The following is a 20,682-nucleotide window of genomic DNA, read 5'->3' as shown; positions in this document are numbered from 1 at the left end:
TGAATAAAAAAGTTATATTTGAGGATTGTTGTATCAATTATTTATCTACCTTTGCAGACCAAATTTGATGTAAGATGCCCAAAGTAAAGACTCATTCCCGGGCTAAGAAGACCTTCAAGGTAACCGGGAGCGGACAGATTAAGCGGTATAATGCCTTCAAAAGTCACTTGCTGACCAAGAAAGCTACCAAAAGAAAACGCCACCTGAGAGGTAGCAGCCTGGTTAGTTCCGCTAACCTGGATCTCGTAAAGAGAATGCTCGCACTCAGATAGTCGGAGTTTTCAGAATTATTATTAACTAAAACGGAAAAAAGAGCACAAAATGCCTCGTTCAGTAAATGCAGTTGCTTCCAGAGCCCGCAGGAAGAAAATTTTAAAGCAGGCCAAAGGTTTTTATGGTAAACGTAAAAACGTTTATACCGTAGCCAAGAACGTATTGGAGAAAGGTCTTACATATAGCTATGTAGGCCGTAAATTAAAGAAGAGAAACTACCGTCAGTTGTGGATCGCGCGTATTAACGCTGCAGTTCGTGCTGAAGGTATCACTTATTCTGAGTTCATCCACAAGCTGTCAGTTAAGAATATCGATCTGAATAGAAAGGTATTGGCTGATCTGGCTATGAATGAGCCTGAGACTTTCAAGAAGCTCGTAGCAACCGTTAAATAAGCGGTAGCCTCCAACGATACAACAAAAAGAGCCGGTGCTGTATAGCACCGGCTCTTTTATTTATTTCCAGTCCGCTTTCGGCTCACGCAAAAAAAGCACTTTTCCCTGAGCCGAAAGCGCTTTTTTATATTATAAATGATTTATAATCCGTTTCAAATTTCCCTCCCTTCGGAAAAATCCCCACTATCGCCGAACCACTTCCACTCATCGTCGCATACACTGCACCCTGTTTATACATTTCCTCTTTAATTTGTGCTAATTCCGGATGCGCACTAAATATTGGAATCTCAAAATCATTCTTCATCAATCTATTCCATTCCGCCACCGGCCGCTTTATCACCTCCAGCAAAGAAATATCCGGCTCCCCCGGCGTCAGTTGCTTAAACGCCCACCCCGTATTCACATGTATGTCCGGGTACACCAGCACAAAGGTCCATTCTTTTAAATCAAGTTCCACTGGTGTCATTACCTCGCCACGCCCTGTGGCATAACAAGCTTTATTCAACACAAAAAACGGGCAATCACTCCCCAGCACAGCAGCATACTCCACCAGCTGCTCCGTTGTCAATCCCAGCTGAAAACGCTGATTCAAATGTATCAGCATAAACGCTGCATCTGCCGAACCACCGCCCAACCCTGCGCCAATTGGAATATGCTTATGCAGATGTATATCCACTTCTGGAATAGAAGGGAAATCCTTCTTTAGCAAATGCCACGCCTTCAGGCACAAATTATCATTTGCAGCACCTGGTATCGCAATACCACTGCTGTTAAATTGTAACGTTCCCGGACTCAATACCTCCAGCGCATCTGTGAGCTGCAAAGGATAGAATACCGTTTCCAGGTCATGAAAACCATCCGCACGCCTGCGAATAATATGCAGACCCAGATTTATCTTGCAATTTGGAAAAACGATCATGCGGAAAAAAGGTATAATTTATCTGCTCTTCCGGCTATTGATCTCATCGCGTATCGCGATCGCCCGGATATAATCTTCCTGTTCCAATACTTCCTGCAGCAGTTGTGTAAGCTCATCCAGGTTCAGGACTTTCAGATCATCCTCAGCGCCTTTTTCGTGTTCTGAAATGGTCGGTGTGACAGGTTTCAAACCTTTCTTGCCGGCAGGGTCATCGAGTAAGATACCGGCACTGTTCAGGATATTTTCGTAAGTAAAGATGGGACAACCAAAACGTACGGCTAATGCCAATGCATCGGAAGTACGTGAATCTATCTCAATGGTTTCATCATTACTGTAGCAGACCAGTTTTGAATAAAAAATCCCTTCCTGCAAATTGCTGATGACCACTTCGTGTAATTCAATGTTGAATGCATTCATAAAGTTTTTCATCAGATCGTGTGTCAGTGGGCGGCTGGGTTGCATTTTTTCAAGCGCTACAGCAATGGCTTGTGCCTCGAATCCACCTATTACAATAGGTAATCTGCGCAAACCGTTCACTTCCCCCAGTACGACGGCGTATGAATGTGTTTGTGTAATGCTGTGCGAAAGGGCAACTATTTCCAGTTCTATTTTTCTCATATCTGTCCTGCGTTGTCGCTGAATATTTTATAAGTCGTGAAGTTAGAAAAAATATTCCTTATCTAAAAATTACGTAATGCTTGATAAACCTGAAAATTAGCTGCTGTCTTCGACAGCAGCTAATTTTCAAATGTAAACTTTTTAACTTTTTAACGCCTTCACGGCCGCAGTCAATTTCGGCACTACCTCAAATGCATCTCCTACAATCCCGTAGTCTGCCGCCTTGAAAAAAGGGGCCTCCGGATCTTTATTAATGACCACAATCACCTTGCTGCCATTCACACCTGCCAAATGTTGTATGGCACCAGATATTCCTATAGCGATATACAAATTCGGCCGCACGGTCAGCCCAGTCTGCCCCACATGTTCATGGTGCGGGCGCCAGCCAGAATCTGCTACCGGCCTTGAACAGGCTGTACCTGCTCCCAATACCTTTGCCAGATCTTCAACCAGCCCCCAGTTCTCAGGGCCTTTCAATCCACGGCCACCACTCACTACGATCTCTGCTTCCGTCAGCGGGATCTCTCCACTTATTGTTTCTACCTTACTCACTTTTACTTTAAAATCCCCATCATTAACAGAAGTGGGAAAAGCCACTACTGTCGCTGTATTGGAAGATTTCTCCATAGCAAAGGTATTCGGCATGACCGCTATCACTTTTTTCGCTGCAGTGATATTAATGTTGGCAAATGCCTTGCCAGAGAAGACACTCTTTTTTACCACAAAACCATTGGTGGTATCCGGATAAGAGATCGCACCAGACACAAACCCTGCCTTGAGGCGGGCCGCTACTCTCGGGGCAATTGCTTTGCCGTCAAAGTTGTGCGGGAATACGATCACATCGGCACCTTCCTGCTCTGCAGCAGCTGCGATGATCTTTGTAAATACAGTTCCTTCTGTTTCATTCAGGCGGGCATCTGCCGCATGCAACACCTTTCCTGCACCGTAATTGCCCAGTGCTGTCAATTCACTCTCCGGCACTTCACCCAGCACCAGCACGGTCGCAGTTGTACTAAATTGTTGTGCTACTTTAGCACCATATTGTATCGCTTCAAAAGCCGCCTTCTTGATCTTTCCCTGGGCCTGATCTGCAAATATGAGGACTGACATATCGGTTTGGCTGTTTAGATTTTTGAATAATTTTCGCAGGCGGGCGCCTGACGTGGAATGATTTTTCTTAACGGGGTATTCAGTAAAACCGGTTAACTTAAATCACTTTAGCTTCTTCGTGCAATAGCTTTATCAGCTCTTCCACATTATCGGGGCTGATCATTTTTACACCTGCCTTTGCTGGTGGCAGCTCAAAACTGGCAATGGTAGTCAGCGTATCGGCTGGTGCCGGCTCTACTACCGCCAGTGGCTTGGTTCTTGCAGCCATGATACCACGCATATTGGGTATGCGGGCTTCGGCCATTCCCTTCTGGCAGGATACGACTACCGGCAGTTCTACACTTACGATCTCCTCACCACCTTCAATTTCCCTGTTGATAGTGGCTGTATTGCCGCTCAGCTCTAGCTTTGCAGCGATTGATACATAAGAAAGATCCAGCAGCTCCGCGACCATCCCACCAATGGCAGCGCCATTGTAATCGATGGTTTCCTTGCCTGTCAGGATCAGGTCATAACCCTGTTGCCTGGCATGGGCTGCAATCTGCGCAGCAATAAAATAACTGTCGGGACTATCTGTGTTCACTCTGAAGGCTTCATCGCCTCCTAATGCAAGGGCTTTACGGATAATGGGCTCCGTATCAGCACCACCCACGGTAATCAGATGTACAGTAGCGTTGAGGGACTCTTTCAGTTCCAGCGCCTTGACCAGGGCATACCATTCATCGTAGGGATTGATGATGAATTGTACACCTGCTTCATTGAATTTCGTGTTGTTGTCTGTGAAAGCTATTTTTGCAGTCGTGTCCGGAGTTTTACTGATACATACTAATATCTTCATGGCCTTAACTGTTTTATGAAAAAAAGCGGTATGAGCAAATATATTTAAATAATGGATAGGATAGCCAGTATAAAAGAATTTTTGGAACAGACACCCAATGACAGCTTTCTGAAGCATGCATTGGCGCTGGAATATATAAAACTGGGCAACGATGCGGATGCCCGTCGGCAGTTCGAAGAGCTGCTGGCACACGAACCGGGATATGTAGGCTCGTACTACCACCTTGGCAAACTGCTGGAAAGGGCAGGAGCGGAGCAGGAAGCCATCGCCGTTTACGAAAAAGGCATGGAAATGGCTAAAGCTGAAAATAACAGGCATGCCTACAATGAACTGCAGATGGCACTGGACGATCTGCTGTAAGAAAATAACAATCGAATCAACACTATGGAACTTATAAACAGGTTTAAGGAATATATCGCAGCAGAAAAGTTGTACCAACCAGGCGACAGGATCTTGCTGGCTGTAAGCGGGGGCGTGGATTCTGTCGTGATGGCGCACCTGTACAAGCAGGCGGGCATTGACTGTGGCATTGCACACTGCAATTTTCAGCTCAGGGGAGCAGAATCTGAAAGAGACGAAACATTCGTGACCGCACTGGCCAATGAACTGGGAGTACCATTGTACACCATTCGCTTTGATACGGAATTATACGCCGGAGAAAAACGTGTATCCATCCAGGTAGCTGCCCGTGAACTGCGTTATACCTGGCTGGAACAGACCCGTCAGCAACAAGGATATACTTTCCTCGCCACCGCACATCACATGCAGGACAATGTGGAAACAGTACTCATGAACTTATCCAAAGGCACTGGTATTGCGGGTCTTCACGGTATATTACCCCGTCAGCAACACCTGATCCGGCCATTGCTCTTTGCACAAAAAGAAGATCTGGTGGCCCTGGCCGCAGCGAACGGTTGGGGGTTTGTAGAAGACAGTTCCAATATAACAGTAAAATACACACGTAATTTCTTCCGGCACAAAGTCATCCCTGTTATACAGGAGACCTTTCCGGCAGTTGTACCCCAGATGGCAGCCAGTATAGACCGTTTCAGGGAAGCAGAACAACTGTATACGGAAGCAGTACTGAGACATAAAAAACGTTTGCTGTTCAAACAGGGTGATAATTTTAAGATCCCTGTATTAAAGCTCCAAAAAGCCATACCCCTGCAAACAATTGCCTGGGAGATCTTCAAAGATTTTGGTTGTAGTGCCCCGCAATTACCCCAGGTGATTGACCTGCTGCAATCAGAACCTGGCAAACTGGTAGAAACTACCACCCACCGCATTATCCGCGACAGGGTATGGTTGTTAATTACGCCACTGGAAGCACCGGAAGCACCCCTGATTGTGATTGAAAAAGAAACGGCCGTCGTGCCGGTGAAAGGAGGGACCCTGAAGTTGAAGATCCGGAGCAGTGAAGGTGCCACCATTCCAGGTTCCCCGCTCATGGCCTGCCTGGACATAGATACAGTGCAATTCCCATTGCTCATGCGCCGCTGGAAACAGGGAGATTATTTCTACCCCTTAGGTATGCGGAAAAAGAAAAAGCTGAGTCGCTTCTTTATTGATCAGAAATTATCATTGATACAGAAAGAGAATATATGGGTGCTGGAATCAGCCAAACGAATAGTCTGGATCATCGGAATGCGCATAGACGACCGGTGTAAGATTACACCACATACCAGCAATATGCTGGTGCTGGAGTGGCAGCCTATTTAAAGTTTTGGATCAGGCTACTAAGTTCCGGGAAGGAGTGCTTTTTCAGACAAAAATCATAGAAATGCTGTGCTGAAACCAGGTATTCTTCATAAGTAAATGGTTTTACCATATAGGATAGGGCGCCAAGTTGACGGCACTGATGCATTTCCATTACATTCATGGAAGACGAGAAGATAATCACCGGAATGTCCTGGTATTCAGGTATGTTTTTTAGTTCGCGTAAGGTTTCTGTGCCGCTCATTCTGGGCATATTCAGATCCAGCACAATCAGAGAAGGCAGGGTCGCTGCTTCCAGTAAAAGCTGTTCCATATGCTGTAATACTTTTTCTCCATCTTCAACAAGTAAGGGCACATCAGGAAGATTGATGGCATTGAAAGCGTCCTGCATAATAAAGCGATCTTCCAGATCATCATCGGCTAATAATATTTTCACAATTTTTTCTTCCATACCTGATTGCTACCAATTCCTAATGAGTGATGAAAGGACTCCCGTAGAAAAAAATCCACTAATTGATTCCTGATCCACATTGGTATTGTAGGGATGTTTACCTCCTTTTTCAATCCGGGTGGTCTCAGATTTCATCAGATGGCTTGTTTGGCCTAGCTGGAGCCTTGATTTAAAGACACAATTGCAAAAAGCAGGCCGTGGTAAAAGAAAAAGCCGCTATGGTCTACGTCCAAAGCGGCTTTTCAATATTGTATCGTCTTTTAAAAGAAAGAAGGGTGCATGAGTTGATTCAGGAAGTACAAAACAATCTCCGGCTTGAAAATAATCGGGAAGACCAGACCGAAAATGGCGCCCCACAAGTGTGCAGAGTGATTGATGCCATCGCCGTACTGACGTTTATCCAGGTAAGCCGTCATCACGATGTACAATACTGCGTACAGGATCAGCGGCATAGGAAATATCAATACATAGATTTTCGCCCATGGTGCAAATAATACGGTGGCGTAGATCACAGCAGATACAGCACCGGATGCACCTATGGAAGAATAATGGTCATCGTTTTTGTGCTTAATATAAGTGGGAATACCTGACAGGATAATCCCTAACACATAAAATATCAGGAAGTAAAATTTAGACTGAAAGATAGCTTCAAATGTCTGTTCTATAAAGCGTCCGCAAAAGTAGAGGGAGAGCATGTTGAAACCCAGGTGCATCAGGTCAGCGTGTACAAGACCGCAGGTGAAGAAGCGGTAGTACTGCTTACGATCTCTGATCATGGTAGGGCGCAGGCTCAGGTCGTAAATCTTCTCCGGGTTGTAGAACATTGTGGTGAGTGATACCAAGCAGGTGATCAGAATAATTGTATGCGTTAAAGTAAAGCCTTCCATGTTGAGTCAAATAATTTATAGGTTGTAATTTACTTAAAATTATCACTGATGATGATATTTTTCCCGGTTCAAAACTGTATACGCCCTGTAAAGCTGTTCCGTCATAATCAATCTTACCAGCTGGTGCGGAAATGTGAGTGGCGAAAGGGACATTTTCAATTGCGCCCTATCCAGCAAACTACTATCAATCCCATATGCCCCGCCAATCAGGATAATTAACTGCCTGGTGCCAGCATTCGCCCTTTGCTGCAGGAAATCTGCCAGTTGCAGGGTAGTGTGCATCTTTCCATGTTCATCCAGGGCGAGGAGGTAATCCTGGGGCTGGAGCATGTCCATGATCATCTTCGCTTCCGCCTTTTTGAGCTCCGGTACAGACAGACTTGCCGCCTGCTTCACCGTAGGGATCAGCCTGAGCTCAAAATCTGTATAATGCTGTAACCGCTTCTGGAAAACCGCGATACCATCTCTGATGTATGCGTCATTTTCCTTCCCGATGCTCCAGAGTTGTATTTTCATGATGATAGATCTATAGTATGCACAAAAGAAAAGCCCGTTTCATGTAGATGAAACGGGCTTTTTAGGTGACCTCGTCTGGATTCAAACCAGAAACCTTCTGATCCGTAGTCAGATGCTCTATTCAGTTGAGCTACGAAGCCATTGTTTTGCCATTTGGCTGTTTGGGAGGGCAAATTTAGAAAACAATTTTCAGACTACCAAATTTTGCCTTTTCTTTTTTTGAAGGATAAAAGTTCTGATCCCTTTTAGTACAAAACTTTTCTCTCTTTTGTGACCTCGTCTGGATTCAAACCAGAAACCTTCTGATCCGTAGTCAGATGCTCTATTCAGTTGAGCTACGAGGCCATTCCCGTGATTGGGATTGCAAAAGTAGACTTTATTTTCAAATCGCCAAAAAAATTTATAACTTTTTTCTATCTAACTGAAATGGCCCTATGAAAACCGCATTTATCCGACAGGCAAATATACCCTGAAAATCGCTCCCCTGCCGGCTTCTCCGCTTGCGGTGATAGCCCCCTGATGATTCTCCATAATTTTTTTACAGATGGCTAATCCGATTCCCGTACCCTGGTAAATGTTCCGATCATGTAGTCTGTAAAAGATATCAAAAATCTTTTCATTGAACCTCGGCTCGAACCCCAGGCCGTTATCTGAAATGCGGATACAATAAAAACTTTTATCAGCAGGCAATGCCACTTCGAGTATGTCCCTACCTTTCTCTGCCTGGTAGTTGATATAAATTTCAGGTGGTACACCGGGCCTGGCAAATTTGATCGCATTGGAGATCAGGTTAGAAAATAATTGCTCCATCTGGTGGGGTACGATACGAAGATTTTGAGGCATAGTCTGTACGGAAAGCAGTCCTTTCTTTTCCGCCAGTTCTTCTTCCAGTTCGCCTCTTACATGCGAAATAATCGGTTCCAGGTTACTCAGGGTAAACATGTTATTCCGGTTATTCATCATGCTATATGAAAGAATATCGTCTACCAGGTGCTGCATTCTGCTGGCAGAATTGCGGATCTTCTCAATGTGTACTTTGATGGCTTCCGACAGGTTGTCGCCACCCTCGTACACAATTCTCGACGACATGAGTTGAATCTTTCTTAAAGGTTCTTTCATATCGTGCGAGGTGATCCAGTTGATATTAGAAAGCTCCTGGTTGGCCTGTTGCAGCCGTTCATTCAGCATACGGAGCCTGTTTTCTTCATTACGGAGGTAGGTGAGATGGAAATGGTTTTGCAGGGAAGTGGCAAAGCGGATCGCCGCATTGATCTCCGAAGCCCTGAATTCAGCCGATTGGTACTTTACGCTCTCTTTCCATATTTCAAATGACTTACGGGGTGTAAGGGGACCTCCCTCCACATTCTTCTGTACTGCACTATCGGGTCTTCCTGCCCATTTTACTGTGCGTTCCAGTTCTTCACGGAACCAGATCACACAGCTATCGGTTGGTTTGCCCATAGCATGAAAGATCACGCCGGACCCATATTTACTCATCGCAATGCCATCGGGATAACGCTTACTGAGGCAGTTGGTAGAAAAGAGACTCGACTTTACATGATCTCCTACCCAGCGGATCAGGCCCAGGACTTTTTCCATGGAAGGTACCAGACCTTTTTTATAGATCTTGCCTTCGTTTAATATGACAACCCCGGTTGAATTCGTCACAGAAAGGAGAGAAGAAAACTGCTCAAATTTCTGACTCAGGTCTTCATCGTGATCAATCCGGTTCATTAGCAGTTGCAAATGCGCTTCCACATTTAAATTTATAGCATGCTCCTCAGCTACCTGCTGTACCCGGATCTGCGAACTCAGAAAATGCCCCTGTAGTAAAGCCGCTCTTTTTTGCTGTGCCGTCAGGTGCAGTGGCCCGGAATGATGGCAGGCGATCAGGCCCCATAAATTGCCTTCCATGATAATGGATACGCTCATGGAAGCCCCTACGCCCATATTTTTCAGGTATTGCACATGGATGGGCGATACGCTCCGGAGACCTACATTACTCAGGTCCAGCTGCTGCACCTGCTCTGTGGCAACGGTTAGCAACGGAACCGGATCATATTGTACATCAGGAATAAGGCGGAGCAGGTTGTGCAGGTACAATTCCCTCGCCTGTGGTGGTATATCTGTATGTGGGTAATGCAGATCCAGATAAGGCGGTAAACCCTCCCTGCAATATTCTGCAAAAACTTCCCCATTGTATTCTTTGTCAAAGCGGTAAATCATGCCCCTGTCAAATCCTGTAAAACGGGCCGTTTCGACAGCTATGTTCTGGCAGAGTTCTTTAAGGTCTCTGGAACGCTCTATAAAGCCAATAAAGCCTCTTGCCTGATCGAAGGCATAATCAGGGCCATTTATCTGATCGAGGCGTTTTTCGATGCTTAAAATGCGAAATTCTCCGCTTTCGTGAATGGTTGTCTGCAGGTCGCCGGCGTTGATAGGATGAAATGGAGAATTATCTGCATCCAATAAGGGTTGTACTTTTCCCCAAAGAGCCGGGTGGATAGCAGACAGGGGTTGATCCAGGATTTCAGCAGGTTGTTTATCAATAAATTGGAGGGTATTTGCGCTACAGTACCGGATCACTCCGCTGGCCGGTATAATGGCCAGTAACATGCCATGGGGCTGGATGCTGCCAGGTATATGTATCGGTTCACTTTCACAATTCTCTATGGTCAGGACCTGCTTGTTGACAATCTGAATAATATTCATGCAATAAAATGCCGGGATTAATCGACATTAGCTAATATCATCAAAATTTGGTCCAGAGCCCCATTTTTTATCTCTTAAACAAAGGTGCGTACGCCTGATGAAGAAGTATACGCCTGCCGGAATTCCTTAGGGGTACAATCCTTTTTCTTCCGGAAAATCCTGTTGAAGTTTGATATGTTATTGAACCCACATTTATAGGCGATTTCATTAATACTGTGTGTGGTTTCTATCAACATGCGGGAGGCATGACCCAGCCTGATTTCAATCAGCGTATCCACAAATGTCTTCCCGATCTTCAATTTAAAAAAACGACTAAAAGACACCTCTGTCATCGACGCTATTTTTGCCGCCTCTCCCAGGGTGACATTTTTGTCAAAATGCTCGTTCAGGTATTTCATCACATTGTCAATCCGCCGGCTGTTATATGAAAGGGTTTCCGTATTCCGAAAACTTGCATCCGACAGTATCCGGATATTCCGGGAAATAGAGAGATCATGGAGAATAGACAGTAACTCCAGGACAGAATCAAATCCCTGCTTTTGTGGCAGCTGTATTAACCGGGGCATTATATTTCCCACTGTCTCAGGAGAAAAAAGAATACCCCGAAGCGATCTTTCCAGCATACTTCTGATAAAACTCATCTGGTTCCGCTGTAAGAACTTATCATCAAACAGGTCCCTGTGAAACTGAATGGTGATCTCCCGTATTACCCCTCCCGCATGCTTGTGTGTAAACCACCCATGCTGCAGGTTAGGGCCGACAAGTACCAGTTCCAGGTCCCCGATCTCCTCCATATGATCCCCGATGATGCGCTTTGCACCTATGGCATGCTGGATAAAATTCAGTTCAAACTCCTCGTGATAATGCAATGGGAAATCAAAACCCGTCTTCTCTCTGGCAAATAACGTGAAGCAATCATTGGGTGTAAGTGGAGTGATCTCCCGTAATAATTTCTCTCTCATAACGATGGCATTCTATCTGCAAGATAGTAAAAAAGTATTATTTTAGATAGATAAGCTACAACACTGTTATTACGCTAATATGAGAAATAAAACACAACATTGAGATAAAAAAGTATTAATACTCAGTATGAAATATTCCAAACCTTTATGGCACATCTTTCTTTCTCGCTAACGGAAACACAAACACCCTCATCAATAACATACCCAACACAATCCCTATCAAAAAAACCACTAAAACATTATACAATGAGATATTTCTACACTCCACCGGATCATCCGTAAGCCCCAACCACGGCATCCTTTTAGCCAACATCAAACTCGTCGTAAACGACAACCCCAACAACACTATCAACCCTAAAAACAAATACAATACCTTTTGCCGCCATTTCCAATCCGCACCCTCCACCCGCAGTTTATACGCATACATCACTCCAATGATCACCACACATACAAACAGAAATATCGTCAGGTATTTAAAATAATCATCACTGGCATAATTCTCCGCCCTGATAGCGCATGGATCGTGAAACAGCATATGTATCGCCCGTATCTCATGCCTGAACCTCAACTTAATCCGCGTCCACAATCCCGGTTTTATTACAGGCAATGGGGTCAATCTTACCGTATCCATCCAAACAGTATCCGCCACCACAAATTTATCCGTCAGCTCATCCCACAACTCCCCATACCCATCATCCGCCCCCAACGGACAAATTGCCACTCCCCCCAATCCATTCCTCAATACATAGTCATACTTCACATCCAGCGTAGTCGGATCATTAAACCAGATCTGCACGGTCTTGCCATTCTCCATCTTCTCCACATACGCTGATGCTGCTGTCACATCATAATTAATCATCGTATCGGCCGGAAACTCTTTTTTAATATCCTTATACGCTACATAGGAATAACCCGTGCCCGTCCATTTAATCCCATCATAAGGAAGCATCACAATAAATTGCCCAGGTGCGATATACTGATTCACATACCTTGACACTACGGCATCTATACTGTAATTATTATTCCCTTTCAATGGATCACTACTACCCACTGTAGCAGGCGCCTCTGTAAAATTGATCAGGAAGTATTTCACCATCGGGGCCAGCTCTCTCAAATCATACGCCTTATTTTTATCATACGCAGGTATCGTGACTGATACACTATATTTTCCAGGTGCACTATGATCAAGATAATTATATAGTATCGTCACAAATCTTACAAACGCATCCCGCTCATTTTGTTTCAAATCTTTAAACCACACATTCACCCCAGCGGCCTCCTGGTCCTGCAACGCCAGCAGCAAAGAATCTACCAACTCAAACTGCTGCTCTTCATTTTGTAATAATCCCTTACCTGCTGATAGGGTAAGCAAGATCTTACAACCACCTTTGCTGGCAGCAGTCAATATTTTGGATGATCCCGGCGGGGCAATAGAAAGATAACTCAGCGAAGTGAAATTGTAATTCAAATATGCATCTCCATTATCCTTCGACTGTATACCGATCACTTCAGCCTCGTGCCCTAACTGTACTTTATACGTTATTCCTGTAGTATCATTCAGCCGCAATGTATCTACCTGACCAGGTGGTCTGCTGTATAAGGCCCGGATTGTTTTCAACCGTTGTTGCTGTGCGGTATCATTCCTGATCGTTTTTTCCTTTTTCTGTAACAGTAGTACGAGCTTCGATGCTAGCTCTGTCATTTCTTCATCTGTAATAATAGCTTTCACTAATACAGTATCTGACTTTCGTTTAGATAAACTATCGTTTAGTAGTTGCCGTAATTGAGCGAAGTTTTGATTCCGTTCATTATCCAATGCCCAGTTCAGGTATTTAATCGCTGCCGGCGTAGCTACCAGCGAATCCACAAAAAGTCCGTTGACGATGGTGATCATACGCTGCTGTTCACGTCTGCGCGCGTTCTTCCTGAACTGTAACATTTCAGTGATCCGCTTTAGCAGTTTCGCCCTGACAGCCGTGTCCTGAGGCACTTGCTGGCACACAGCAACAGTAGCAGTCATGGTATTACCTGCAAAGAAGAAGAGCGTAAGGATGAATAAAATAAAACGGAGATAATCCCGCATGCAGGGTCTCATTACTTCAATTTAATATTGTGACTTTGGGCGAGGTCAATGTTGCAATAGTAAGGAATCCTCATAAAAAATAGATAATTATTTATTCAAAATAAAATTTGAATAATTTTTATTAACTCCTATATTGCACGTAATTAAGAATTCCTAGCCCGCAGAATTCAAACACTAATTACTTAAACATCTTTAATGACTCCTTAACACTGACGTATCCTAACGTTACGATTTCCTGTTCCCAATATTAGATCCCTCAGAATATTGAGTAACTGCCATCGTATCGGGCATTCTAAACATATAATCCATAACACGGTATGATCATAGTATGAGCTTGCTAACATACATGGTTATACGGGTTCATATTGTCTTAAAACGACAGAGATGATCTATGAAACTCTTTCCTGCATTGCCGATGAGATCAATAAATACTTTAACAGACAACTGCATCTCAGCGAAGACAAAGTAGTGTTGTCGTCCATCGTCAACCAGGATGGCTCTATTGCAATCCAGGGCGAAAATAAGGTTGTACTTACGCTCATTAACGTAGAAAAGGAACCACTGGGCAAAAGCGCACCAGGCTTTAATAACGGTAATGTAGCAGCACGAAGCATGCCCCCGGTATGCATCAACCTCTATATACTATTTGCAGCTTATTTCAGTAGTAATAACTATGCGGAAGCATTGCGCTTCCTCTCTTTCATTATTGCATACTTTCAGTCCGGCAATGTGCTGACCAGCGCGAATACTCCCTCGCTGGACAAGCGGATAGATAAACTGATGTTTGAAATGGAGAGCCTGGGTACAGAGCGGCTGAATAATGTATGGGCCACCCTGGGTGCGAAGTATATGCCATCTGTAATTTACAAGATGCGTATGCTCACATTCGATGAGGGAGTAATCAGGGAATACAGGCCTCATGTATCGGCACCATCCGGTAGTACAAGCCCTGTATAATTGGTTTTGTATAAAGATATTCATGAGCTATACACTGTTAACAGCGGTTTATTTCCGTCACCACTATTACGCTTCGACCAGGTATGATCAGCTGCAGGTACACATCCCTGTAGCCACGGCAAGAGATCTGCGACGTTATGGCTTGTTGCTGCGGCAGCAGGCTGATAGCATCACCTTGTCTTTTGATGATACCATTCTCACCAGGGAAAACATCCTACAGGATGATATGACCCTCATTTTTGACCTGTCTTTAAAGGATCACCTCTTTTATAATTACACGGATCTGCAGCAGCACGATCTGCGGAATAGTATACTCCTGTTCACCAATAAAAATAATTCTACGGGCAGGTTACACCAGGAAGTATACGTTTCCGCCAGTGAAGTTGCTCCGCTGCCAGTACCCTGCTTTGTCCGGCCGTTTGGCCAAATTGAATTGCTGCTGACACAAGAATTACGGTCAAGCTATGAAATTCATTTTGCACCGAAGGCTACACACTGGCACTATTTCCTGATGAGCGGGCACTTACAGGAGATAGCGAAACCAGCCGTAGTAGACCCTTCCGACATTACGACTTTCAAAGGACCGCAATCCGCGGTGTTGCCGGATGGTCGGAACGTCATTACATTTATCTCCGACACACCCGTCACATTAGCACAGCAACAGCCGCCTTTCATGCTGGTCGATTATACTACAGGCAGTGATGCCTGGCGTGTAGTCATACCAGAATTGCCAAAACCGGATATCAGCAGAATATCTGCCGCAGGTGGTAAACCACAGTTTTCGTCTGAGATCTTTTTATACTAATTGTTAAACTGCTCTATCTATGGCCTCACTAATGACACCAGGCGTTTATATCGAAGAAAAGAACGCCTTCCCCAGCTCGGTGGTCGCCGTCGAAACAGCGGTTCCTGTATTTATCGGCTATACGCAAATAGCCGAGCGATTCGGGAAATCGCTGATCAACAAGCCCACCCGCATTACTTCCTTTGCGGAGTTCGTAGCGAACTTCGGCGAAGGATTTAATGCGAAGTTTACCATCGCTGCGGCAGACCCTGCCAAACCCGGTGAAACCTTTATGATCGATAAAAAACCTTATACGGTTACGATCAATGAGAAAAATACATTGTACCTCTTCAACAGTATTCGTCTCTTTTACGCAAACGGTGGCAGCAACTGTTATATCGTATCCGTTGGCACCTATGGCGATAAGCCTGATGGAGTCGAGATTGCCGGGGAAGACTTTTTCGGCTCTGCTACCAAACCGAATATCTTCGATCTTCTCAAAAAGGAATATGAACCTACCCTGGTGGTCATTCCTGATGCCATCGCACTCGGCGAAGCTGCATACAATACCATTTACACCAAGGTACTCGCGCACTGCCAGGAAACGCAGAGCCGCTTTGGTATCTTCGACCTCGCACAACAAGGTCTGACAGACACCACAGAGGACGTGGTGAAAAAATTCAGGGATGGTATTGGCATCAATTCACTGAACTATGGCGCGGCCTACTACCCCTGGCTAAAAACAGCCATCGTACAACCCAGCGAAGTCACCTTCGCCAACCTGGACGACAAGGTAGACCTGAGCACACTACTGCCGGAAGTAAACGCGCAAAAAATCGTTACCACCTTCAAAGCAGTAGCTACACCTGATGATGATGCTAAAAAGAATTATCACCAGTCGCTCAAAGCCGCCAGCCCTACCTACACCAGTATCATTGAAGAAATCAGGTCACGCCTGAATGAAATGCCTCCCAGTGGCGCTATTGCAGGACTGTATACCATGGTTGACAATAACCGTGGCGTATGGAAATCTCCCGCCAATGTGAGTATCAACATGGTAACGGCACCTGCTGTAAACATCTCGCATGATGAGCAGAAAGACCTCAACGTCGACGTGATGGCCGGTAAGTCTATCAACGTGATCAGACCTTTTCCCGGTATCGGCGTCCTGGTCTGGGGCGGCAGAACCCTGGACGGTAACAGCGCTGACTGGTGCTACGTCAATGTTCGACGCACCCTCATCATGATCGAGCAATCTATCAAGCTGGCGACCCGTGCATATGTATTCGAACCAAATGATGGTACAACCTGGGTAACCGTAAAAAGCATGATTAACAACTTCCTGAACAACCTCTGGAAACAAGGCGCTCTTGCAGGTGCCGCACCGGAAGCTGCTTATGATGTACAGATCGGCTTAGGCACAACCATGACCCCACAGGATATCCTCGAAGGCAAAATGCTTATCACGGTAAAAGTAGCCATCGTACGACCTGCAGAATTCATCGTGATCACTTTCCAGCAACAAATGCAGCAATCATAATATTTTTTCCACCCCCTAAAATCATTATAAAATGGCAGATGACGGATCAGCACAGTCACAGACGGTGTGGCCTTTGGTCAAATTCTCCTTTAAGGTGATGTGGGACGGCGCCGAACTGATTTTCCAGGAAGTCACTGGGTTATCGTCCGAAACACAGATCATCGAATACAGAGGTGGCAGTAGCCCTGTATACTCCACAGTGAAAATGCCGGGTATTCAGAAGTTCTCCAACATTACCCTGAAGAAAGGCATCTTCAAAGGTGACAAAGCGCTGTGGGACAAATACAGCGCTATCAAGATGAACACCTACAAACGCTCCAGCATCGTTATCAGCCTGCTGGACGAAGGTCAGCAGGTAGCGATGAGCTGGACATTGAAAAATGCCTTCCCATCAAAGATTACGGTGACAGACATGAAATCTGATGCGAATGAAGTGGCCGTAGAAACTATGGAAGTAGCTCACGAAGGTTTAGCTCCAAGTTGATAATTTATGCCGTTTCCCAACACTACTTATTATCCACCTACAGGCTTTTTTTTCAAGGTGGCATTCGTAGGCATCTTTGGTATGCAGGAAGGCAGCTTCATGGAAGTAAACGGCCTTTCTGTATCCATTTCGCCCGAAGAAGTAAAGGAAGGAGGAGAGAACCGGTTCACTCACCGGCTCCCTTCTCCTCCCAAATACGGCAACCTGGTCCTGAAGCGGGGTATGGTCATCGAATCTCCGCTCATACTATGGGCACAGCAATGCATCAATGAGTTTTCCATCAAACCGAAAACCATCATTGTACAACTGCTGGAAGAGAATGCCATGCCCATCGCTATCTGGTCATTCTTCAATGCATATGCCGTAAAACTGGATTATAGCGGTCTCACAGCCAAAGAAGGACAGATCGTGATTGAAACGCTGGAACTCGCTTATGATTTCTTCGAAAAAACCTTGTAACCATGGCGCTTGAAATACGTGAACTGGTCATCAAAGTCACCATTACCTCCGGGCAGACACCCAGGCAGGAAGCGCCGGATGCTGCCCTCATCCGGCAACTAAAAGATAAGATTGTAAAGGAGTGTATGCAACAATTAAAAGCAGGTTTGAAAACCAGCACTGAAGACAGATAAACGACGCACAATGCCACAACTGACCAAACTAAAAATAGAGGCGTACAGTGATATGGCCTGTACGCAATCTGTGGGCAAATCTATCTATGCCATGATCAATCCTGCCAGCTTTTCCAAAAGCTATATGACAGATTACAAGAGCAGTGAGGAAATGAATAAGAGCAAGGATACAAAAACATTCAAGAGCAGTGCCGCCCGGTTTGAACTGAGCCTGGTGATTGATGGCACAGGTGTGATACCGTTTCCGGATGGTATCGGATCTGTTGATGATTATATCGACAAACTCAGTGATGTGGTGTCCCGTTATGATGGAAATCTCCATCACCGTCACTACCTGAAAATAATATGGGGAGATGTGCTGGTCACTGGTGTCAGTGAAGGCCTCACCATTAACTATAAATTATTCGATCCCGGTGGCGCTACCCTCCGTGCAGAAGCGAAACTCAGACTGGCAGAAACTAAAGACTTCCTGACCAAGAACAAGGAAGCTGGCAAAAACTCGCCGGATCTTACACATATACTTACCGTCAGGGCTGGAGATACACTGCCCCTGATGGCGTACCGTATTTATGGCAATTCTTCCTTTTACATAGAAGTCGCACGGTTCAATAACCTGAACAGTGTTCATGCCATCCGCCCTGGCGATCAGTTGTATTTTCCACCACTCAAAAAGATCTAAATGCCGGCACCATCACCCGCCAATATACAGGACGTCAATTTCGCCTTCACCGTTGCCGTTGCAGACAACCCGGTGGAAGAAAAATATCCCATTGTATCTATACAGGTCGTGCATGAAGTGAACCGTATCTCCTACGCTGAAATCGTGATTGCTGAGGGACTGAATGATGATACAGAAGGCGATGCGGGTAATTTCCCCATTAGTGAGGGCGATGATTTCATTCCGGGTAATGAGATCGCTATTTCTGCAGGGTATGGTACAGGTGAGCAAACAGGTATCTTCAAAGGAGTGATCGTTAAACAGGCTATCACAGCCAGTGCAGAAGGTGGCACCAAACTGATCGTGACCTGCAGACACAAAGCCGTGAAGATGACATACAACAGGAAGGAATGTGAATTTGATGCCATGACAGACAGTGCCATCATGAGCAAACTCGTAGGCAACTATAGTTTAACCGCTACTGTTACCAGCACCAGTTCGCAACTGGAAACCGTGTTTCAGAAAATGTCGACAGACTGGGATTTCCTGCTCACAAGAGCGGCATTCAATGGTTTCGTTACTACTATGTATGACGACGATATCACGGTTGGGCTGCCTGATTTTAGTACTGACCCCGTACTCAACATTGCTATGGGCGATTCTATCATTGACTTTAAAGGAGAAGTGAGTGCTGAAAAACAACCGCCTTCTTTACAAACAGCTGCCTGGGATCCCGGCACACTGGCATTGATCACTGCCAATGCTACGGAACCAACGGTGACTACACCGGGCAATCAAACAGCCACGTCACTATCCGGCAAACTGGATCAGACGGCCTTCCAGGTTACCTCCACGGTTCCGCTGGTACAGGCAGACCTGAAGACATGGGCAGACAATCTGCTCCTGCGTATGCGTATGAGCGCTGTAAAAGGACAGGTTTCTTTTATTGGCAATGGCACCGTAAAACCGGGCGATATGATTACGCTCAATGGTGTAGGTGCACGCTTCAATGGCAATGCATACGTGAGCATGGTCAGGCATTCCATGGAAGAAGGGGAATGGACCACAACCGTAGGTTTTGGTTTCTCAGAAAAACCTATTTATGATAAAGAACAATATTCCTATAGCAATGCAAATGGACAGGTACCGCCTATTCATGGCCTGCAACTGGCTACGGTGGTAAAGATCTCCGCAGATCCGGGATCTACCTACCGGGTACAGGTAAAACCGGTATCAGCCTATGCAGAACAAAAAGGCATCTGGGCAAGACTGGCGAATTACTACGCCACATCCGGTGCCGGTGCGGTATTTTGCCCGGAGGTAGGCGATGAAGTGATATTAGGTTTCTTAGAAAACGATGCCCGCTATCCCATCATACTAGGCTCGCTGTATGGAAAAGCCAATACACCACCTTTATCACAGGCAGATGAAAAAAATAACATCAAAGCCCTCTACACTAGGAGCCAGTTACAGGTGAATTTTGATGATGATAAAAAGATCATCAAAATTACCACCCCCGGTAATAATTCCATTACCATCAGTGATGAAGGCAAAAGTATTACGCTGCAGGATCAGAACAGCAACAGTATCAAACTGGATGATAGTGGCATTACCCTGAACAGTGCAAAAGATATTGTGCTCAAGGCAACCGGCAACATTACAATGGAAGCCACACAAAAGCTGACTGGCAAAGCCACGCAGGACCTGGAGCTTAGTGGTTTGAACATTAAGCAAACAGCACAGGTAGGTTTTACCGCGCAGGGCAACGCTTCTGCAGAACTTTCCGCTTCCGGTCAGACCGTGATAAAAGGCGGTATGGTGATGATTAACTAAAACGATAACAACATGGGAACTCCCGCAGCCAGACTCACTGATATGCATGTATGCCCGATGGTAACACCGGGCCTGCCACCAATACCACACGTAGGTGGCCCTATAACAGGTCCAGGTATGCCGACAGTGCTCATTGGCAAAATGCCGGCCGCTGTATTGGGCGATATATGCGTATGTACAGGTCCACCGGATACCATCATGAAAGGTTCTGCTACGGTCATGATAGGTGGCAAACCTGCTGCCAGAATGGGTGACAGCACCGCACACGGTGGTTCAATTGTAATAGGATGTCCAACCGTATTAATAGGAGGATAAC

23 protein-coding genes and 2 tRNA genes are annotated in these 20,682 nt (G+C 45.4%); 13 read left to right on the top strand and 12 right to left on the bottom strand.

Translation table 11 applies throughout. The features are described from left to right. Nucleotides 1-74 precede the first annotated feature (74 nt). Nucleotides 75-272 (top strand): 50S ribosomal protein L35, encoded by a 198-nt coding sequence (gene rpmI, locus SIO70_RS21385; protein ID WP_072357585.1) that lies wholly within the window; start codon nucleotides 75-77, stop codon nucleotides 270-272. 49 nt (nucleotides 273-321) lie between these two features. Further along, nucleotides 322-666, top strand: coding sequence for a 50S ribosomal protein L20 (rplT, locus tag SIO70_RS21380; protein ID WP_072357586.1), 345 nt, complete (start codon nucleotides 322-324; stop codon nucleotides 664-666). 124 nt (nucleotides 667-790) lie between these two features. Here rplT and ispE read toward each other — a convergent pair whose 3' ends face one another. From ispE to SIO70_RS21360, 4 genes are all read right to left on the bottom strand, one after another. Beyond that, a complete protein-coding gene (ispE, locus tag SIO70_RS21375; RefSeq protein WP_320574133.1) occupies nucleotides 791-1,585 on the bottom strand; it encodes a 4-(cytidine 5'-diphospho)-2-C-methyl-D-erythritol kinase in 795 nt (264 codons plus the stop codon). Between the two features lie 18 nt (nucleotides 1,586-1,603). Next, complete coding sequence (locus SIO70_RS21370; protein WP_083725830.1) at nucleotides 1,604-2,203, bottom strand: bifunctional nuclease family protein; 600 nt, start codon at nucleotides 2,201-2,203, stop codon at nucleotides 1,604-1,606. A 141-nt stretch (nucleotides 2,204-2,344) separates the two neighbouring features. Next, nucleotides 2,345-3,313 carry an electron transfer flavoprotein subunit alpha/FixB family protein gene (locus tag SIO70_RS21365; protein WP_320574130.1) on the bottom strand — a complete coding sequence of 323 codons (969 nt, stop codon included), beginning with the start codon at nucleotides 3,311-3,313 and terminating at the stop codon, nucleotides 2,345-2,347. 97 nt (nucleotides 3,314-3,410) lie between these two features. Beyond that, the gene (locus SIO70_RS21360; protein WP_320574128.1) at nucleotides 3,411-4,151 is read right to left on the bottom strand and encodes an electron transfer flavoprotein subunit beta/FixA family protein; all 741 of its coding nucleotides are present in this window, start codon (nucleotides 4,149-4,151) and stop codon (nucleotides 3,411-3,413) included. Nucleotides 4,152-4,202: 51 nt separating this feature from the next. On the opposite strand from SIO70_RS21360, the gene SIO70_RS21355 reads away from it, so the two are divergent. After that, nucleotides 4,203-4,511 (top strand): tetratricopeptide repeat protein, encoded by a 309-nt coding sequence (locus tag SIO70_RS21355; RefSeq protein WP_320574126.1) that lies wholly within the window; start codon nucleotides 4,203-4,205, stop codon nucleotides 4,509-4,511. Nucleotides 4,512-4,535: 24 nt separating this feature from the next. Further along, a complete protein-coding gene (gene tilS, locus SIO70_RS21350; protein WP_320574125.1) occupies nucleotides 4,536-5,870 on the top strand; it encodes a tRNA lysidine(34) synthetase TilS in 1,335 nt (444 codons plus the stop codon). Here tilS and SIO70_RS21345 read toward each other — a convergent pair. The 8 genes from SIO70_RS21345 to SIO70_RS21310 form a co-directional block, all read right to left on the bottom strand. Beyond that, complete coding sequence (locus tag SIO70_RS21345; protein WP_320574122.1) at nucleotides 5,863-6,303, bottom strand: response regulator; 441 nt, start codon at nucleotides 6,301-6,303, stop codon at nucleotides 5,863-5,865. The two genes, tilS and SIO70_RS21345, sit on opposite strands and share 8 nt — an antisense overlap. A gap of 275 nt (nucleotides 6,304-6,578) precedes the next feature. After that, nucleotides 6,579-7,205, bottom strand: a complete 627-nt coding sequence (locus SIO70_RS21340; protein WP_320574120.1) for a rhomboid family intramembrane serine protease — start codon at nucleotides 7,203-7,205, stop codon at nucleotides 6,579-6,581. A gap of 42 nt (nucleotides 7,206-7,247) precedes the next feature. Then, on the bottom strand, nucleotides 7,248-7,721 hold the full coding sequence (locus SIO70_RS21335; RefSeq protein ID WP_320574118.1) for a 23S rRNA (pseudouridine(1915)-N(3))-methyltransferase RlmH: 474 nt from the start codon (nucleotides 7,719-7,721) through the stop codon (nucleotides 7,248-7,250). A gap of 66 nt (nucleotides 7,722-7,787) precedes the next feature. Beyond that, nucleotides 7,788-7,861 (bottom strand) — tRNA-Arg (locus SIO70_RS21330). Nucleotides 7,862-7,992: 131 nt separating this feature from the next. Next, nucleotides 7,993-8,066: transfer RNA gene (locus SIO70_RS21325), tRNA-Arg, on the bottom strand. A 102-nt stretch (nucleotides 8,067-8,168) separates the two neighbouring features. Continuing rightward, a complete protein-coding gene (locus tag SIO70_RS21320) occupies nucleotides 8,169-10,433 on the bottom strand; it encodes an ATP-binding protein (RefSeq protein WP_320574117.1) in 2,265 nt (754 codons plus the stop codon). A gap of 74 nt (nucleotides 10,434-10,507) precedes the next feature. Further along, complete coding sequence (locus SIO70_RS21315) at nucleotides 10,508-11,395, bottom strand: AraC family transcriptional regulator (RefSeq protein WP_320574114.1); 888 nt, start codon at nucleotides 11,393-11,395, stop codon at nucleotides 10,508-10,510. A gap of 145 nt (nucleotides 11,396-11,540) precedes the next feature. Continuing rightward, a complete protein-coding gene (locus SIO70_RS21310) occupies nucleotides 11,541-13,490 on the bottom strand; it encodes a glycosyl hydrolase family 18 protein (protein ID WP_320574113.1) in 1,950 nt (649 codons plus the stop codon). A gap of 372 nt (nucleotides 13,491-13,862) precedes the next feature. Here SIO70_RS21310 and SIO70_RS21305 point away from each other — a divergent pair, with 372 nt between their 5' ends. Genes SIO70_RS21305 through SIO70_RS21265 form a run of 9 tightly spaced genes read left to right on the top strand, consistent with a single transcriptional unit; the run spans nucleotide 13,863 to nucleotide 20,681 of the window. Beyond that, nucleotides 13,863-14,435, top strand: coding sequence for a DUF4255 domain-containing protein (locus tag SIO70_RS21305; RefSeq protein WP_320574112.1), 573 nt, complete (start codon nucleotides 13,863-13,865; stop codon nucleotides 14,433-14,435). Nucleotides 14,436-14,457: 22 nt separating this feature from the next. Continuing rightward, nucleotides 14,458-15,240, top strand: a complete 783-nt coding sequence (locus SIO70_RS21300; protein ID WP_320574111.1) for a hypothetical protein — start codon at nucleotides 14,458-14,460, stop codon at nucleotides 15,238-15,240. Nucleotides 15,241-15,259: 19 nt separating this feature from the next. Beyond that, nucleotides 15,260-16,759: a phage tail sheath family protein gene (locus tag SIO70_RS21295; protein WP_320574110.1), complete on the top strand. Its 1,500-nt coding sequence runs from the start codon at nucleotides 15,260-15,262 to the stop codon at nucleotides 16,757-16,759. A gap of 31 nt (nucleotides 16,760-16,790) precedes the next feature. After that, nucleotides 16,791-17,243 carry a phage tail protein gene (locus SIO70_RS21290; RefSeq protein WP_083725802.1) on the top strand — a complete coding sequence of 151 codons (453 nt, stop codon included), beginning with the start codon at nucleotides 16,791-16,793 and terminating at the stop codon, nucleotides 17,241-17,243. 6 nt (nucleotides 17,244-17,249) lie between these two features. Beyond that, complete coding sequence (locus SIO70_RS21285; protein ID WP_320574109.1) at nucleotides 17,250-17,702, top strand: phage tail protein; 453 nt, start codon at nucleotides 17,250-17,252, stop codon at nucleotides 17,700-17,702. 2 nt (nucleotides 17,703-17,704) lie between these two features. Then, nucleotides 17,705-17,875 carry a DUF5908 family protein gene (locus tag SIO70_RS21280; RefSeq protein WP_320574108.1) on the top strand — a complete coding sequence of 57 codons (171 nt, stop codon included), beginning with the start codon at nucleotides 17,705-17,707 and terminating at the stop codon, nucleotides 17,873-17,875. Nucleotides 17,876-17,885: 10 nt separating this feature from the next. Beyond that, nucleotides 17,886-18,554 (top strand): hypothetical protein, encoded by a 669-nt coding sequence (locus SIO70_RS21275; RefSeq protein WP_320574107.1) that lies wholly within the window; start codon nucleotides 17,886-17,888, stop codon nucleotides 18,552-18,554. Further along, a complete protein-coding gene (vgrG, locus tag SIO70_RS21270; protein WP_320574106.1) occupies nucleotides 18,555-20,366 on the top strand; it encodes a type VI secretion system tip protein VgrG in 1,812 nt (603 codons plus the stop codon). 12 nt (nucleotides 20,367-20,378) lie between these two features. Continuing rightward, the gene (locus tag SIO70_RS21265; RefSeq protein WP_320574105.1) at nucleotides 20,379-20,681 is read left to right on the top strand and encodes a PAAR domain-containing protein; all 303 of its coding nucleotides are present in this window, start codon (nucleotides 20,379-20,381) and stop codon (nucleotides 20,679-20,681) included. Nucleotide 20,682: the final 1 nt, after the last annotated feature.

The sequence above is a fragment of the Chitinophaga sancti genome (genome assembly GCF_034087045.1).
Taxonomy (GTDB): Bacteria; Bacteroidota; Bacteroidia; order Chitinophagales; family Chitinophagaceae; genus Chitinophaga; species Chitinophaga sancti_B.
Note: the sequence above shows the minus strand (reverse complement) of the source record. Positions and strands in the feature narration are given on the sequence as shown.